Raw genomic sequence first — 15,713 nt, 5'->3', positions numbered from 1 at the left:
GCTATCAACGCCAAAGCGTCGCATCATGGCACTCTTTCTTGCTAGGTACTTGCCTGTCTCACTATGCCGCCATTACCGTCCGACACTGCCTCTCCTTCACCGCTGAGCGGTTTCTTTAGTGTGTTCCGCTATAGCCGACGTGCACTTGCACTAGTGTGGGAAACCTCGCGCTGGATGATGCTGGGCTTAGCGTTATGCACCCTGGTGGCAGGGGTTCTACCTGCCGTGGCTGCCTGGGTCGGCCAACTGATTGTAGATGGCGTCGTGGCGGCGATGGACAGCTATCAGGCGGCGAGTTCGCCCAACCTCTGGGAAACACTAACGCCTGTATTAGGCTTAGTCGCCTTGGAAGGGCTGATTATTGCGTTTATTGCCCTGGCACAACGCGGACTTTCGGCCCAGCAATCGCTACTGCGTGCGCTGCTGGGCCAGAAAGTTAATGTGATGATTCTAGAGAAAGCGGGCACGCTGTCACTCAGCCAGTTTGAAGATTCAGAATTGTACGACCAGCTCACTCGGGCACGGCGGGAAGCGTCTACGCGCCCGCTCGCGCTGGTGAATAAAACCTTTGGCTTGCTACAAAATGCTATTTCACTGGCTAGCTTTGGGTTTCTACTGGTGCAATTCTCTCCCTGGGCGTTACTCATTTTAGTGGTGGGGGCATTGCCCGTGTTTCTCTCAGAAGCGAAGTTTTCCGGCGATGCCTTTCGGCTATTTCGCTGGCGCTCACCGCAAACCCGTATGCAGATCTATTTAGAAACAGTGCTTGCTCGGGAAGACAGTATTAAAGAGGTAAAGCTCTTCGGCTTAGAAGGTCTGTTTCTCCAGCGTTACCGGGATATCTTTACCAAACTATTTGCCGAAGACCGCCGCCTAACGTTACGTCGGGAAGGCTGGGGATTTATTCTTGGCTTACTGGGCACGCTGACATTTTACGCTGCCTACGCCTGGGTAGTGATTGAAACTGTCGCGGGCGCGCTTACCCTTGGCCAAATGACCATGTATTTGATGGTATTTAAACAAGGCCAAAGCGCCCTTTCAGCAAGTTTGACTGCTATTAGCGGTATGTACGAAGACAACCTCTATCTTTCCAATCTTTACGAATACCTAGAGCAACCCACCGAAGGTGAAGAAGGCCACCTCACCAAAGGTATAGCGCCAGGTGATGGGTTACGCTTCGAACACGTCAGCTTTGCCTACCCCGGTGGCAGCGACGTACTGCACAATATTTCGCTACATTTAGCGCCGGGCAAAAGTATTGCATTAGTCGGGGAAAACGGCTCGGGCAAAACCACGTTGATTAAGCTATTAACGCGGCTCTACCACCCGACCAAAGGACGCATTTTGCTGGACGGTAGTGATCTCAAGCACTGGGATACCCAGGCATTACGGATGCGGGTTGGGGTTATTTTCCAGGATTTTGTGCGTTACCAACTCTCTGTTGGCGAAAACCTTGGGGTTGGCGACACTCAAGCCTTTGATGATCAAGAACGCTGGCAGCAAGCCGCTCACGATGGCATGGCGGATAGCTTTATCGACCGCATGCCACATGGCTACCAAACCCAGCTAGGGCGTTGGTTTAAAAATGGCCAGGAGCTATCGGGCGGTCAGTGGCAGAAAGTAGCGCTTTCACGCGCTTATATGCGTCACAATGCCGATATTTTAGTATTGGATGAGCCTACCGCAGCGATGGATGCCGCAGCAGAAGCCGAAGTATTCGCCCGCTTTCGCGAACATAGCCGCGATAAAATGACGATTTTAATCTCCCACCGTTTTTCGACGGTGCGCAGCGCCGACCAGATCATTGTGATTGACCAAGGGAGTATTATTGAGCGCGGCACCCATGAAGAACTGCTTACGTATAATGGCCGGTATGCTTCGTTATTTCATTTGCAGGCAGAAGGCTATCAGTAGCGATAAGTAGCTTGACCGCAGAAACTGAGCAGCAGCTTCTCCTGCGTTGACGCAGCACACCACGCCTCCCTTGACCTAATGATGAAAAGCGAACTACATATAGCTTCTAAACCACCAAAACATTAGTGCCTCCATACACGCCCAAGCGGGAGTCTTTCTAATAATATTGGCTCATCTGATCACTTTATATGGATACAATCGGCGCTTTCGCTCTCCGCTGGGAACTGAAGGCGTTTTTGCATTGCTCCACTCGGCAATGCGCTAGTACACGCGCAATAAACTCGATAAAAAGCGCCGTGTTCCAACGTGTGAGGCCACATTATGCTACCTAGTGCGTTAGTCGTGGACGATGACGTCGATATTCAACTACTGGGCAAAATGCTGCTAAGCAGCCATGGGTTTGACGTAGCCACTGTCGGCTGCTTAGGAGAGCTGGCACGTAAGCCTGCCCTGCTTAACACCAACCTGATCATACTTGATTATGATCTGAGAGATTTTACCGGGCTGGACATTCTGGATTATCTTTACGACCTGAAAATTAGCGCGTCTATCTTGCTATTAAGCAGCTGCTCCGGTGAAACGGCTGCCCATGCGATTGCAGAAGGTAAAGCCAAGGGATTAAAAATGCTGGGTTTTTTACCTAAGGCAAAGCTGATGACTGGCCTGAGTGATTTTATCGAGCAAGTTGAGGCTTCTCCGAAAGCGCCCGCTGTTGGTGAGCTAGCCCAAGCCATTAAACAAAAACACATCTGCCTCGCGCTACAACCCAAGGTCACCCTTGCAAACGGCGCAGTAGTGGGCGCAGAAGCCTTAGTACGTTGGGAAGACCCAACCCGAGGAACCATCTATCCTGATAACTTCATTCCCCTCGCCGAGCGAAGCGGCCTCATGATACCGCTGACGTGGTGTGTGTTGGAGTTAGCACTTACACAACTGGCCGCTTGGCACACAAGCGCACTTCCCATAAGCATCGCCATTAACGTGCCAGCTGAGTTCATTAAAGCTGAAAATATGCTGACGATGTTCGATGCGCTTTGTGCCAAGTACCCCATCGATATGACTAAGATCACGCTAGAACTGACGGAATCCGTCGGCGTGGAGTGCTTGGGCTATGCGCGACACGTCTTGGATGAGCTGCGTAAACGAGGCTGCAAGCTAGCGCTTGATGACTTTGGTACAGGTTATTCATCTTTGACTCAGCTATATCGCCTGCCGTTTGATGAGTTAAAAATAGACCGTAGCTTCGTTTCTCTCATGGATAATGAGCCCAGGGCCCACACCATCGTTCTCTCCATTGTGGAGCTTGGCAACCGCCTTGGCATGATCGTCGTATCCGAAGGTATCGAAAACGACGATCAATACAACACGCTTAAAGACGTATGCTGTCCTGTGGGTCAAGGCTACTTTATATCTCGCCCGCTGTCTCCAAAAGCATTTGATGCCTGGTTAGAAAGCCGAGAAAATATAGAAAATTGACCTAAACACTTACTCTATAGAATAAAAGCAGCGATGACCTCGCTGCTTTTTTCATATCTGCTCGAACCTCTAATAAGAATACACCGAACCCTCCTTAGACCTCACTTATAATGTCGGCATTTATTCGCATAACGCAAAAAAATTGCAGTTTGCAATTCAAAACTTGCAAATTGCAAGAGAGAGTTCAGAAAATCAACTTATTAAAACCAGCCTACACACCAATAAAAACACGCAATCAACTGATAAATATATAAAAATATAAACATGGCATCCCTCCTGCTATTAGTTATACAACAACAGGAGGAATCAGACATGAAGTTTCCAACTCCCCACAAGATCACAGCCGCCATTGCATTAAGTGCTTCTATAAGCGGTTGTGCTTCAATTGGAACTGATCCTATCGCACCGCGCGAAGGCTCTCCAGTGATGTCAAATCACACGCCCTACAGCCGTTGCTTAAGTGCTCTCAGCCAACAGCCAGGTATGAATCTGCCCACTGTTAGTGTTGGACAAATTCTCGATCAAACGGGCCAAGTCAGCTACTCCACTATTACTGATAGCCGCACACTAACGCAAGGCGTATCAGAAATGTTGATTAGTGCACTCTATAAAACGCGCAAAGTTAGGCTGGCGGAACGCCTAGATATTCGCATTCCTCTGGCTGAGCGTCAGTTGCAAGATGCCGGAGCAATGCAAATACCTGCGGCGCCACTGAATGTACAGCCCGCTAACTTTGTCATTCTGGGGGCACTCACAGAACTTAACTATAACATTCTCACCCAAGGTGCCCGTCTTTATGTCGGTTTAGTGGGCGCCGGCACGCGAGAAGCGGTGATTAATGTGGGATTAGATCTTCGGGTCATAGACACCAACACATTCCAAACCGTCTATGTCACTAGTTTACAAAAGCAGATTGTGGGAAACCAAGTAGAGGCCGGTATTTACCGCTTCTTTGACAATCAGCTTGTTGAATTCGATGCCGGGTCGGTGAGGAATGAGCCTCTTCAACTTGGTGTTCGATCCGTCGTGGAAATGGCTGCCTACCAGATCCTGACGGAAGGTCTCGGCCTGCCAATTGCTGACACTGAAGAGTGTCAAGTGGCAGACGGGCATTATCCAGCGGCTTACTAAAAGGATGCCGTCATGAAAACTCTAAATAAAACTGCACTGTCCGTAGCTATCGCCTTTGCTGGCATCACTGCGGTATCAAGCGCTCAAGCTTTTGACTCTGTCACTTGGGTATGGGATGCCACCGTTAACAGCACGGTAGACACATCAGCACTATCTGATGTCAACGTCACACCTGCTGGCTTAACACAAACCGAAAACGATCAGATCGCATATGGCGCGATGACCTCCACTAGCTTAGTCACCGTCGTGGATAACCTGATTATCCCAGTGCTCAGTGGTAACTCCATTGATGACCTTGCATCCGTAGAAAGTGCGGCTACGTCTGTCGGTAATAATGGATCTATCACCTCGGATGTATCCATGCAGACGGATAATAGCCAGCTCTACGCAGGCGTAGGACTAAGCGTTGACCCATTAATTACCACAGCACTCGTACCTGGAGCCATCCTCGCATCGTCATCAGTGCTGGGTGTCACCAATGCCACCGTGGATAGCTCTGCTACTGGCGTAGGTAACAACTTGAGCTTAGATCTCACCACGATCTCTGATCAGGATGCCTTCGCCATCGCCAACAATGAGCAGCTAGCCGTTGCCCTAGTGACTAGCACCTCTACGGTTGACGCAGTGCTGTTCGATGGTATCAGTGGCATGGGCAACAACACTAACCCCGCCGTGTCGTCAACTGCTACCTCGGTCGGCAACAACCTGTCTGTCAATGTGGATGGCAATTTCTGAATATCATAGCAACAGATGGGCGCCCATGCAGCGCATGGGCGCCAAGGAGGAATAAGATGAATGTCCTCACAGTGAATGCACAACAGGCAATCAAATACGTCACCGCTGTAAGCGCAAGCTTACTGCTAGCCATGGCATTGACCAGCCCTGTTGAAGCAAGAGACCGTGACCCGCTGATAGGGCCATATCCCTACGATTTTCCTGAACGAGCGAATACGCAGAGTTCACTACTGTTACAGGAAGCACGCTGGAGACAAGCACGTGAACGAAACAACGCCATGCCTGCTGCCAATAGAGAAAACACAGCGGCTGGCGGTTTAGATCCCGTAGCGAGCGAGTCGTCCGAGGGCATCCTTATTGTCAATTCGTCTACCTCCATTGCGGTGGGCAACTGGCAGCAGATTGAAATGACGCTGGGTGATGGCGCTGAAGGATTAATCATGACGGAAAACCACCAGACCAACCAAGCAGAAGCAAACTCTCTGTCAAAAATAAGAAACCTGCTCAATATGCAAGATGACAGCAATGACTTAATACTTTTAGATGAAAGTATTGCTGAATAACGTCATGTTAATTAGCGACACTCCATGCAATACAAATGTTAATAAATGTCTCTTCCCATGCCTGCCCAATAAATGGTGATATGCTGAAATCAGGGTTTGTATTTATCCTGGCAGTTATCGATAGGGGCTCCGGCATGGGCATGTATTCTTCTAAGCAAAAAAATCAACAACCTATTGGACACACACCCAGCGATGGCGCTATAGAAAATCAAGCCAACGCACAATACCTAGTGTTAATTGTAGAGGACGATGAAGATACTGCTTCGCTCTACCATGCGATATTGAAACTTCACTACCACAACGTAAAAGTAGCAAGAAATGGTTGTGAAGCGGTCTCTACGTTGGTGGAGTACCAGGGTCCAGCAGCAGTAATCTTGGATTATCAATTACCCGACATGACCGGAATCGATGTCATGACCACCTGCCGAGATCTTGACCAACCTACTGCGTGTATGGTGATTTCCGCTAACGATCTCTCCGCAGAAAATGCGTCCTGTGGCGAGATCGTTCGTCTTGTCAAACCTCTAGGATGCAAAGCATTACTGGATTGGACTGGAAAATTGATTGAAAAGCTTCAACAGCAATTATCACAATCCAACCTTAACGATGCTTCCCCCGAGACATTGCTGCTGGGCGAAAGCAAGGCGATGCATAGTTTACGCCAGCAAATTCCCTTGTTGGCCCTCTCTCATGCACCGCTCTGGCTTCACGGAGAAAGTGGTACAGGAAAGGAGTTAGTCGCCCGTAGCATCCACTACTGCAGCCCTCGCTCAAATGAACCATTCATTGCCGTTAACTGCGCTGCTTTTCCTGAGTCCCTGATTGAGTCCATGTTGTTTGGGCACATCAAAGGCGCGTTTAGCGGCGCTACACGCGATCAAAAAGGTTTTTTTGAAGCGGCCGATGGCGGAACACTGTTCCTAGACGAAATAGGCGATATGCCGCTTGTGTTTCAGGCAAAACTGCTACGAGCCTTGCAAACAGGCACCATCTTGCCCGTTGGCAGCACCAAGCCAGTGACCGTTGATTGTCGTATTGTCAGTGCCTGTCACCGTGATCTCTCTGCGGCTGTACAGCAAGGCGAGTTTAGAGAAGACCTGTATTACCGACTCAATGTGCTCAGCATTGAGCTTCCTCCATTAAGGGAACGAGGCAACGATGTCGTCCTCATCGCCAACCGTTTGCTCTCTAACATTACCAGTGAAGAACACACGCTGCCCTGTCGGCTTTCAGATAGCGCGGTCAGTTTTTTAACCGACCATGCTTGGCCAGGTAATGTAAGGGAACTGGAAAACACGCTTAGACGGGCGGCAATTCTTCACCAAGGAGTCGATCTGCATAAACAGCATCTGATTTCTTCAAGCATTTCATACAGCTCAAAAACTGCCCCACCAAAACCCGACATTATGTCTTTTGGCACTATCAACACATCAGGAAAAACATTGAAAGAAATAGAAGAAAGCGTTATTGAAAATACGATTACGGAGCATCAAGGTTGCATCGAGTCGGCAGCTAAATCATTAGGCGTAGCACCTTCTACACTGTATAGAAGGCGTAAAAAGACGGTGTAGTAAATCTCACACCTGCACCTTCAACTATTTCACCCCCAGTAATCCGTAAACCATCAAAGCATCGATGGTTTTTTCTTTAACAACCTCCAAATCATTAATTAAAGATAGTAGGTAACTCCCACCATCACTCGCTGGCTTCTCTATCTTTTCAGCACAGTCAGCAATAGCGGCACACCCTAAAGAGGCAGCGGCCCCTTTGAGTGAATGAGCTTCTTTTCGTAGCAACTCGTAATCTTCCGTCATACATGCATTTCTCAGCTTGGTCATTCGTGTCTCCAAGCGACGTATAAAATTATCAACTAATACATCCAGAGCTGCCGTATCGAACATTTCCTTTAACTCATTACATATTCTTTCATCCAACACACCACTTTCTTGAACTTCAGATAAGCCAACATCTAATTTTTCACACACATTAGGCTGGAGCTCTTCATCCACACAGGAATAGGGCTCAGTGGCAATATACTGATGAATTAAGCTCTGCAATTCCACACGTGTAAAAGGCTTATTAATCATATTATCCATGCCACTTTCATAACAGCGTTCACGATGCTCAGGCATCACATTAGCGGTCATAGCGACAATGGGTAATCTATCCAGTGAATGCTCGGCTTCGAAGGCACGCCACTGCAGGGTCGTTGTGGGACCATCCAAAATTGGCATTTGCATATCCATTAACACAAGATCGATCGACGAATACTCTTCTTGGAGATGCTGTAATGCTAGCTGGCCATTGTCTGCGATAGTGACGAGTAGGCCCAGCTGCTCAAGCATCACCTTAGCAACAGTCTGGTTAATCGGATTATCTTCAACAACTAATATATGATGATTCGCTAACAACATCTCTTGTTCGCGATGCAAATAACCATCAATGCACTCGGTCTCGGCTAAAGGAACTGAGAACCAAAAGCGGCTACCTAACCCCACCCGGCTAGTTACACCTATTTCTCCCTTCATAGCCTGCACAAGCCGTTTACAAATGACAAGCCCCAAACCTGTTCCTTCATGGCGGCGCGCAATGGATGTATCTACTTGAGAAAAAGCTAAAAAAAGGCTCTCCTGATCTTCAGCAGCAATGCCACACCCCGTATCGTGCACCTCAAATAGAAGCTGCCCATCTAAATCTAGCGACGCGCGGAACTTAACAAAACCTTCTTCTGTAAATTTTAATGCGTTATTAATCAAATTCATAATGACTTGGCGCAGGCGTGCAATATCTCCCACCACATAATGGGGTAGCGACACATCAATAGAGTAACTAAACACAACAGGCTTGGTATTTCCCTGAAGTACATACCCTGTGCACAGTGCTTCGATACACTCTCTTAAATCAAAAGGCTTCGCATCCAAATCAAGTCGACCACTCTCAATCTTGGTATAATCCAAAATATCGTTGATAACGGCGCGCAAACTATCAGAGCTGCGCTTGAGAGATGAAAGGTACGCTTGGCCCTTAGACGTATGCACCTCCTCACTTAACAAGTCTGCCATTCCTACGACGCCATTAAGCGGCGTGCGAATTTCATGACTCATTACTGCCATAAACTCAGACTTAGCTTGGCTAGCAATTTCTGCACGCTTAGCGGTCTCTCTTAGCTCTATACTCTTTTCTTCCAGCGCTAGAGCTTTTTGAAGACTGATCTTTCCTTCCCGAATTAGCGCTCTTACCAACAACCCTCCTGAGAACATCAATAAAAGTAAGATCATCAATGCCACTGCGTACAGCTGCGTCATTGTCTGGCGTTCAGATGTCCTTAGCACAGCGACACTGGCGTTCGTATCTATTAAAATATTTCCAGTGTAGCGCTGTAACTCAATCACTTGGCTCAGTAGCTGCTCAATCACGGCCTCATTAACAGTGCCCGAACTCGCCCAAAGGGGTTCAATGATAGCGTCTATCTCCTCAATTAACGTACTCGCTTTTTCTACCAGTTCGTTAATACCTTCAATCTTCGAAATAGCCAGATAAATATCACCGCGCTGAAAAAGAGCTTTTCTACTGTATAAAATTTCAAAACGTAGTAGCAGATCATCAACAGACGCATTATCAATTTGCATATCCACTAACGTAATGTGTAGCTCCCTAACCTCTCTATCAAATTGATAGCCTGTCCATACCAAGTTTTCCAGCAACCTATTTTCAATCGCATGTTGGCGCTGAAAAATAACGCCACCAATAATGATGGCGGAAAGAAAAAAGAGGATTGCTGAGAAAGTAGCAACCCTTACGCGACGCGAAAAGTAATGCTTCAAAATGGGCAACATGGCGTCTACCTAGTGGTACTACCCGCGCTATTTGACCTCTATCCGTTTTACTTGCCATACGGAACGCGTGAGGATCTCTTCATTCAAAAGCGAAGGATTTTCATCGAAGGGATAAATAATAAACAGCGGCCCGTGATCTCGAATTCTGAGTGGCTGACCATTCGCACGCATGGCTAAAATGACCTCGTGGTCGTAAAAATCACTGACAGGCACCATCGAAGAGTAGTCATTGAGCGCTACGACGTTCATCTGATCCCCTTCAGCGCCAACGGCTTCTAATAACGCCCTTCCTAGCGGGCCCGAAAAGTTGACGACACCATCATGCCAAGGCGTGCTGGTCTGCGTGCTCCGCTGCGTTAGCGCCTCTAGCATGGTTTTATCGAAGTGCGCTTCATTGTCCACGTTGGTGTGAGTAATGTTGCCCGTCACTTCGAGAATAACGTGGCCTGTTGGCGTTTCCAGTGCCAGTGCGCTGTGGGCAATTAGCGCACTGGCAATAAAAAGAACTGCATTATTAATCAAATACTTAATCATGGCTTAGCCTCCACATTGGTTAACGTAGTATAGCGCCATGATCTCAGCGTTAACTGTGAACCTTTGTGTCGCTTACTTTACTTCAACTAGAATCAAAATATGCGTTTCCCGGCAGTAGTGTGGAGTTGATCACACGATAAGATAGGTAACTCACTATGCATATCGGCGTGCTTGAAGATGATCTCGACCAACAAGCGTTTATCGAGCTGTGCCTGTCGTCCTCGGGGCATCAGGTATCGCTCTTTGGCAGGGCAAATGAGCTAAGGCGCGCAACGCAAGAGCAAAGTTTTGACTTCCTAATTATCGACTGGCGATTGCCTGATGGTTGCGGTATGGATGTCGTAGGACATTTGCGCCAACACGATGGTTGGAGAGGTCCGATCCTGTTCATCACCGCTAGCCAAGGTGAGGACGACGTCGTGCAGGCGCTAGAGCAAGGCGCCGATGATTTTTTGGCTAAGCCCCTCCGCCCTAAAGAGTTTTTAGCTCGCGTGAGCGCTTTAGGGCGCCGCGCAGGTTACGACACACCTCGACCTTCAGCCACGTGCCCCACCGCTTTTACTCTTAATACGGAAGATCATACAATCAGCATCGAAGGGCGAATGATTGATTTAACTGAGAGGGAATATCGTCTTGCGACCCTCTTCTTCTCTAAAATTGGTGAGTTACTCAGCCGCCCCCATATACTTGAGCTAGTATGGGGAATTAAGGGAGACGTCCCCACACGCACGGTGGATACTCATGTCAGCCGCCTGCGCCGCAAGCTGGAGTTAGACGGCCGCCACGGTCTTCGGCTGCGCAGCGTTTACCAGTCAGGCTATCGAATGGAAACGTCATCAACCTCCCCCTCATCAATACCTACTAAAAAAGCCGACCCAATAGGTCGGCCAAGCTGATGAGAGTTGCTCGGTAAAAAGGCCGAGCAATAAGATGCCTGGGGAAGGCATCGCCAAAACGCCTGCTCAAGCGGCTTGGCGATATCCTCGCCCGTCACTCTTACCTTTACGGGAGTAACTACCCTTACCTTTTTTCGGTGTTTGCTGCTGCATTTTGAACATAGGCGTTCGCAGCTGCGCTTTCAGTGCGTTATCGCGTATCTTGCCTTTTTTCACGGTGTACTCCTCAGTCTTTGAAAAAAACAGTCTTTGAAAAAACAGACATTAACAAACGCTTGTCTGGCAGCGCAGTAGTTTACCTAGCCCCACTATGGCCGCCGTCCTATTGGTTTCGCCGCTTGTATGACCCAATGAGATTGATCAAGTTCCCAATGCCTTACGATGACGTTTGATCACCATAAGAGGCTAACGTTCTCGCGGCAGGGCTTTCCGCCACCATGCTCACCACGCTGCCCACCATAATCAAGCACGGTGAGGGTAACGGTTGAGCAGCGAGTCGCGCGGGCATGTCCGCCAACGTGCCCACTAAGGATTGCTGTTCAGGCTGGCTAGCATTGGCTACCAACATAATGGGCCACGTATCCGGCAGGCCCGCTTGGCGAAGGCCGTGGCAGATAGCGTCTACTTTGGAAAGCCCCATATAGAACACTAGGGTTTCATCTTGACGGGCAAGGGTTGCCCAGTCCGGCGTGCCACCTTCCCGGCACAGTTGCGCCGTAATAAAGCGCAGTTGCTGGGCATGGCCACGATCAGTTAGCGGAATACCCATCCCCGCAGCGGCCGCCGAGGCAGCGGTAATGCCTGGCACTATTTCAGCAGATATTGAGGCATTCGCTAGCGCCCCCAGTTCTTCACCCATACGCCCAAATACGCCTGGGTCGCCACCTTTCAAACGCACAACCGACTTACCCGCCTGGGCAAGCGAGACGATCAGCGCGCCTATCTCATCTTGAGGCACGCTATGATGCCCGCTTGCTTTTCCCACGTAATAGCGTTCGGTGCCTGACGGTATCAGCCCCAGCACATCGTCACCCACTAAGCGGTCATAGACTACCGCATCGGCCTGCATTAACAGACGCGCTGCTTTCAAGGTGAGCAGTTCCATATCTCCACTGCCTGCACCGACTAAATACACTGTCCCAGAACGGCATTCGCCGCTAAGCGGAAGGCTTAAGCGCGTGGCTGATTCGCGGCCAAAGGGCGCTAACACCCGCTGGCTGAGGCGCATAAAGACCTCAAGCCATTTCTGGGTGAGTTGTTTGCTTAGCGCACGCATTTGGACGCTCCTCTTCAAGTAATGATTTTAATTCTGGAATACAGCTGCCGCACTGAGTGCCGCAAGCTAGTCGGACGCCGAGGGCTTCAACACTGATATCGCCCCCACGAATTGCCTTAATGATAGTGGTTTGTCCTACTTGATGACAGCTACACACAACGGGGCCCGCATCTACCGCACCATCATCGCAACCTGCCAGTAGCCGTTGGCGATGGTGAAGGTCTAGCGTCGCGTCGTTAAAGCGCGCCTCAAGCCAAGCAAACCCCGGTAATTCTTGCGGTGGCCCTACCATTAGCCACCAGCGTAACTGGCCATTCACTATTCCTGCTGCGCGCAGTCTGCCGCTACCACTATCTTCGCACCACAGCGACGCGGGTACATCGAGCCAAGCCTCCACCGTTGCCAACCAATCGCTGACCGGTGCCCTATCAGCGAGCTGCCAGCGCTCGCAGTTACCCATAGGAATACGCGACCAATAAGTGTTTTCACACCAACTGGGGGTATCCGTACTGGTTTGGTCGTTGGCCACCAGTAGCGTTGCTTGCCAATCAATGGGCAAATTCGTTAATGCTACCGCCCCTTGCTTGGTTTCTGGCTGGCCAGACACAGGGTCGGTATAGCCAGTGATCAGTGCGCCGCTTCGGCCCTGCTTTGTAAAGCAGTCGGTCCAGTGCATAGGCACAAACACTTCCCCTTGCCGCTGGGCGTTTGAAATACGTACTCGCCCACGGTACTCACCTTCAGCTGCCGTCAGCATCGCAAGCCCTTGGTCAGCTACGCCCGCGTTGGCCGCATCCACAGGGTGCAGTTCAATAAACGGCTCTGCCCGATGATTCATCAGCCGCGGTGCTCTGGCGGTGCGGGTCATGGTGTGCCATTGATCGCGCACTCGCCCAGTATTCAGTCGCAGCGGATAGGTCGAACTGAGCGCCTGTTCTGGCAACCGTGGCGTAATCGGCAATAGTTTGGCTCGGCCATTGGCCGTGGCAAACACACCCTCTTCAAACAACCTTGACGTGCCCCGAGGCGCAGATTGATTAACCGGCCACTGAATCGGCGAGAGCGCATCATAAGCGGCCTGCCCTTTGCCTGCCAGTCCCGAAATATCAAACAACCGCTTGCTCGTGCCACTGTTTTCAAAACCGGAGAGCCGTGCGTGCTCGTCGAAAATTTCCCATGGATGGGAGTAACTAAACGCTTCAGCAAACCCCAAGCGTTTAGCAACTTCGCAGATAATCCACCAATCGTGTTGGGCTTCACCAGGCGGTGTCAGCATGCCGCGCTGGCGGGAGATTCGTCGTTCAGAATTGGTGACCGTCCCATCCTTTTCCGACCAACCTGACGCGGGTAGCACAATATCGGCATAGGGCAGCAGATCAGTGTTAGCAACGCATTCCGAGACAATTACCAGCGGACACGCTGCTAACGCGCGGCGTACCTTTGCGCCATCCGGCAGGCTAACGGCGGGGTTGGTTGCCATTACCCACAGCGCCGTAATCTCCCCACGGTCAATGGCATCAAACAGTTCAATCGCTTTATGGCCGGGAGCATCTGGCAGCGTAGGAATTAAATGTTCAGTGGCCCAAAAGCGGCTGACCAGATCAAGCGCACCGGGGGTATGGTAGTCCATATGCGCCGCCAGTTGATTGGCAAGCCCACCCACTTCTCGCCCGCCCATCGCATTAGGCTGGCCAGTGATTGAAAATGGCCCAGCACCCGGCAGGCCAAGTTTACCGCCTGCCAAGTGGCAATTAATGATGGCATTGCACTTATCGGTGCCGCTGGTGGATTGATTAACCCCTTGAGAATAGAGCGTGACAACATGCAGCTGGCTGGCAAACCAATAGTAAAAAGTTTCTAAGCGCTCGGGGTCGACGTCACAGGCTATTGCGACATCATTCACGCTGCTGGCACTCTGCTGAGCAGCGTTTAATGCCTCGCTAAACCCTTCGGTATGCCGTTCAAGGTAGAGGCTGTCTAGTCGACGGTGTGCTGACATCCACGCCAGCAGCCCGTTGAACAGATAAGCATCGCTGCCCGGTCGAATACCAAGATAAAGATCGGCAATTTCACAGCTATCGGTCACCCTAGGGTCGATGACCACCACACGCATCAATGGGTTGCGCTCTTTGGCAACTTTCAGGCGCTGATAAAGCACCGGATGATTCCAGGCCAGATTAGAGCCGACCAACACTACCAATTCCGCTTCTTCCAAATCTTCATAGCTACAGGGCACCGCGTCGGCGCCAAAAGCGCGCTTGTAGCCCGCCACCGCTGACGCCATACACAGCCGCGAATTGGTATCCAGATGCGGCGTGCCTAAAAAGCCCTTAAACAGCTTATTTGCCACATAGTAATCTTCCGTTAACAGCTGTCCCGAAAGATACGCGGCAACCGTATGATTGCCATGCGCGTTACGCTGCGCCTGTAAACGCCGTGCCGTTTCGGCTAACGCCTGCTCCCAGGAAACGTCTTTTCCATCCACCCTAGGGTGTTGCAAGCGGTCATTCGCGCCCAGTGTTTCATGCAGCGCCGTGCCTTTAACACACAAGCGCCCGTAGTTAGCAGGATGTTCACGATCTCCTTCCACAGCGATGACGTTGCCACTGTCTATCGTTGCTTTCACTCCGCAGCCAACGCCGCAGTAGGGACACGTGGTGCGGATATCGCCTTCAGCGAGCCGATTAGGCTTTGGCATTGCGTTTTCCTCCGGCGTTAAAAAGCAAAAAGCGCCCAAGCGAGCTTCTCAAAAGAAGCCTGCCTGGACGCCGTTGTCACAGGGGCACCCACTTTGGTGCCATACTCATCAGTGGTTTGCTGCAGTTAGTGTTGTTCGTTGCTATTTGTCATTGTGTTTTATTTGGCTAATACACTGCAATGAGCCGTTATTACTTGTTATCAACATTACTGCAATCAATAAGCCCAACTCCCTACAAAAAACAAAATAACATTCAAAAACAAAATCTTATAAAAATAACCAAATCATTTGATAGCACATTCAACCCCCGCTGTTTGCCCACTAGCGTTCTATGACCGTGCGCAGCACTCGCCAAACGCACCAATAGTGTGCGCTTACTTATTTACTCAGGCGAGAGCTTGTGGGCACATCAAAAAACCAAGCAACTGATTAGAAAGAATTAATTCATATCAAGGGAGTAGCTGGCTAATTTTTTGCTGCGTATTAAACATATGAGACAACTCGGCAGCCAACGGCGGTTGCACAGCGTGCTCATCGACGTGACTTAACGACGCTAACGGGCAACGACGCCCCTGACACACCTTTCTTAACGAAGGGCAGTGTCAGGGGCGTTTTTTTATTGCTCGACACACATGCTGAATTCAAGGAGCCACC

Annotated in this window: 12 protein-coding genes; 7 read left to right on the top strand and 5 right to left on the bottom strand. The window is 50.0% G+C overall.

Translation table 11 applies throughout. The features are described from left to right. Positions 1–63: 63 nt before the first annotated feature. The 6 genes from J4377_RS04365 (at position 64) to J4377_RS04340 (ending at position 7,390) form a co-directional block, all read left to right on the top strand. Entirely contained in the window at positions 64–1,914 is a 1,851-nt protein-coding gene (locus tag J4377_RS04365; protein WP_253487042.1) for an ABC transporter ATP-binding protein, read from the top strand. Between the two features lie 321 nt (positions 1,915–2,235). Then, complete coding sequence (locus tag J4377_RS04360) at positions 2,236–3,390, top strand: GGDEF domain-containing response regulator (RefSeq protein ID WP_253487040.1); 1,155 nt, start codon at positions 2,236–2,238, stop codon at positions 3,388–3,390. A 312-nt stretch (positions 3,391–3,702) separates the two neighbouring features. After that, the gene (locus J4377_RS04355; protein ID WP_198348517.1) at positions 3,703–4,521 is read left to right on the top strand and encodes a CsgG/HfaB family protein; all 819 of its coding nucleotides are present in this window, start codon (positions 3,703–3,705) and stop codon (positions 4,519–4,521) included. 12 nt (positions 4,522–4,533) lie between these two features. Further along, positions 4,534–5,256, top strand: a complete 723-nt coding sequence (locus tag J4377_RS04350; RefSeq protein ID WP_198348518.1) for a hypothetical protein — start codon at positions 4,534–4,536, stop codon at positions 5,254–5,256. Between the two features lie 56 nt (positions 5,257–5,312). Continuing rightward, the gene (locus J4377_RS04345) at positions 5,313–5,819 is read left to right on the top strand and encodes a hypothetical protein (RefSeq protein ID WP_253487039.1); all 507 of its coding nucleotides are present in this window, start codon (positions 5,313–5,315) and stop codon (positions 5,817–5,819) included. Between the two features lie 35 nt (positions 5,820–5,854). Next, positions 5,855–7,390, top strand: coding sequence for a sigma-54 dependent transcriptional regulator (locus J4377_RS04340; RefSeq protein WP_253487037.1), 1,536 nt, complete (start codon positions 5,855–5,857; stop codon positions 7,388–7,390). Between the two features lie 24 nt (positions 7,391–7,414). Here J4377_RS04340 and J4377_RS04335 read toward each other — a convergent pair whose 3' ends face one another. After that, a complete protein-coding gene (locus J4377_RS04335; protein WP_253487035.1) occupies positions 7,415–9,655 on the bottom strand; it encodes an ATP-binding protein in 2,241 nt (746 codons plus the stop codon). Between the two features lie 27 nt (positions 9,656–9,682). Next, positions 9,683–10,189, bottom strand: a complete 507-nt coding sequence (locus J4377_RS04330; protein WP_198348522.1) for a molybdopterin-dependent oxidoreductase — start codon at positions 10,187–10,189, stop codon at positions 9,683–9,685. 155 nt (positions 10,190–10,344) lie between these two features. On the opposite strand from J4377_RS04330, the gene J4377_RS04325 reads away from it, so the two are divergent. Further along, entirely contained in the window at positions 10,345–11,085 is a 741-nt protein-coding gene (locus J4377_RS04325; RefSeq protein WP_198348523.1) for a response regulator transcription factor, read from the top strand. Positions 11,086–11,151: 66 nt separating this feature from the next. Here J4377_RS04325 and arfA read toward each other — a convergent pair whose 3' ends face one another. The 3 genes from arfA to J4377_RS04310 all read right to left on the bottom strand — a co-directional run bounded on the left by arfA (position 11,152) and on the right by J4377_RS04310 (position 15,059). Continuing rightward, the gene (gene arfA, locus J4377_RS04320; RefSeq protein WP_084183661.1) at positions 11,152–11,301 is read right to left on the bottom strand and encodes an alternative ribosome rescue factor ArfA; all 150 of its coding nucleotides are present in this window, start codon (positions 11,299–11,301) and stop codon (positions 11,152–11,154) included. A gap of 160 nt (positions 11,302–11,461) precedes the next feature. After that, positions 11,462–12,361, bottom strand: a complete 900-nt coding sequence (gene cobA / locus J4377_RS04315) for a uroporphyrinogen-III C-methyltransferase (RefSeq protein WP_198348524.1) — start codon at positions 12,359–12,361, stop codon at positions 11,462–11,464. Continuing rightward, positions 12,321–15,059 (bottom strand): nitrate reductase, encoded by a 2,739-nt coding sequence (locus tag J4377_RS04310; protein ID WP_253487028.1) that lies wholly within the window; start codon positions 15,057–15,059, stop codon positions 12,321–12,323. Before J4377_RS04310 ends, cobA begins: the two co-directional genes overlap by 41 nt. Positions 15,060–15,713 lie beyond the last annotated feature (654 nt).

This window comes from Halomonas sp. XH26 (assembly GCF_024138895.1).
In the GTDB taxonomy this organism is placed as follows: domain Bacteria; phylum Pseudomonadota; class Gammaproteobacteria; order Pseudomonadales; family Halomonadaceae; genus Vreelandella; species Vreelandella alkaliphila.
This window is presented reverse-complemented; position numbering and strand designations above follow the sequence as displayed.

Bases quoted from the DNA above. Each gene is read 5' to 3' on its own strand.
- J4377_RS04365 (WP_253487042.1), top strand. From the start codon at position 64: ATGCCGCCATTACCGTCCGACACTGCCTCTCCTTCACCGCTGAGCGGT.
- J4377_RS04360 (WP_253487040.1), top strand. From the start codon at position 2,236: ATGCTACCTAGTGCGTTAGTCGTGGACGATGACGTCGATATTCAACTA.
- J4377_RS04355 (WP_198348517.1), top strand. From the start codon at position 3,703: ATGAAGTTTCCAACTCCCCACAAGATCACAGCCGCCATTGCATTAAGT.
- J4377_RS04350 (WP_198348518.1), top strand. From the start codon at position 4,534: ATGAAAACTCTAAATAAAACTGCACTGTCCGTAGCTATCGCCTTTGCT.
- J4377_RS04345 (WP_253487039.1), top strand. From the start codon at position 5,313: ATGAATGTCCTCACAGTGAATGCACAACAGGCAATCAAATACGTCACC.
- J4377_RS04340 (WP_253487037.1), top strand. From the start codon at position 5,855: ATGTTAATAAATGTCTCTTCCCATGCCTGCCCAATAAATGGTGATATG.
- J4377_RS04335 (WP_253487035.1), bottom strand. From the start codon at position 9,655: ATGTTGCCCATTTTGAAGCATTACTTTTCGCGTCGCGTAAGGGTTGCT.
- J4377_RS04330 (WP_198348522.1), bottom strand. From the start codon at position 10,189: ATGATTAAGTATTTGATTAATAATGCAGTTCTTTTTATTGCCAGTGCG.
- J4377_RS04325 (WP_198348523.1), top strand. From the start codon at position 10,345: ATGCATATCGGCGTGCTTGAAGATGATCTCGACCAACAAGCGTTTATC.
- cobA (WP_198348524.1), bottom strand. From the start codon at position 12,361: ATGCGTGCGCTAAGCAAACAACTCACCCAGAAATGGCTTGAGGTCTTT.
- J4377_RS04310 (WP_253487028.1), bottom strand. From the start codon at position 15,059: ATGCCAAAGCCTAATCGGCTCGCTGAAGGCGATATCCGCACCACGTGT.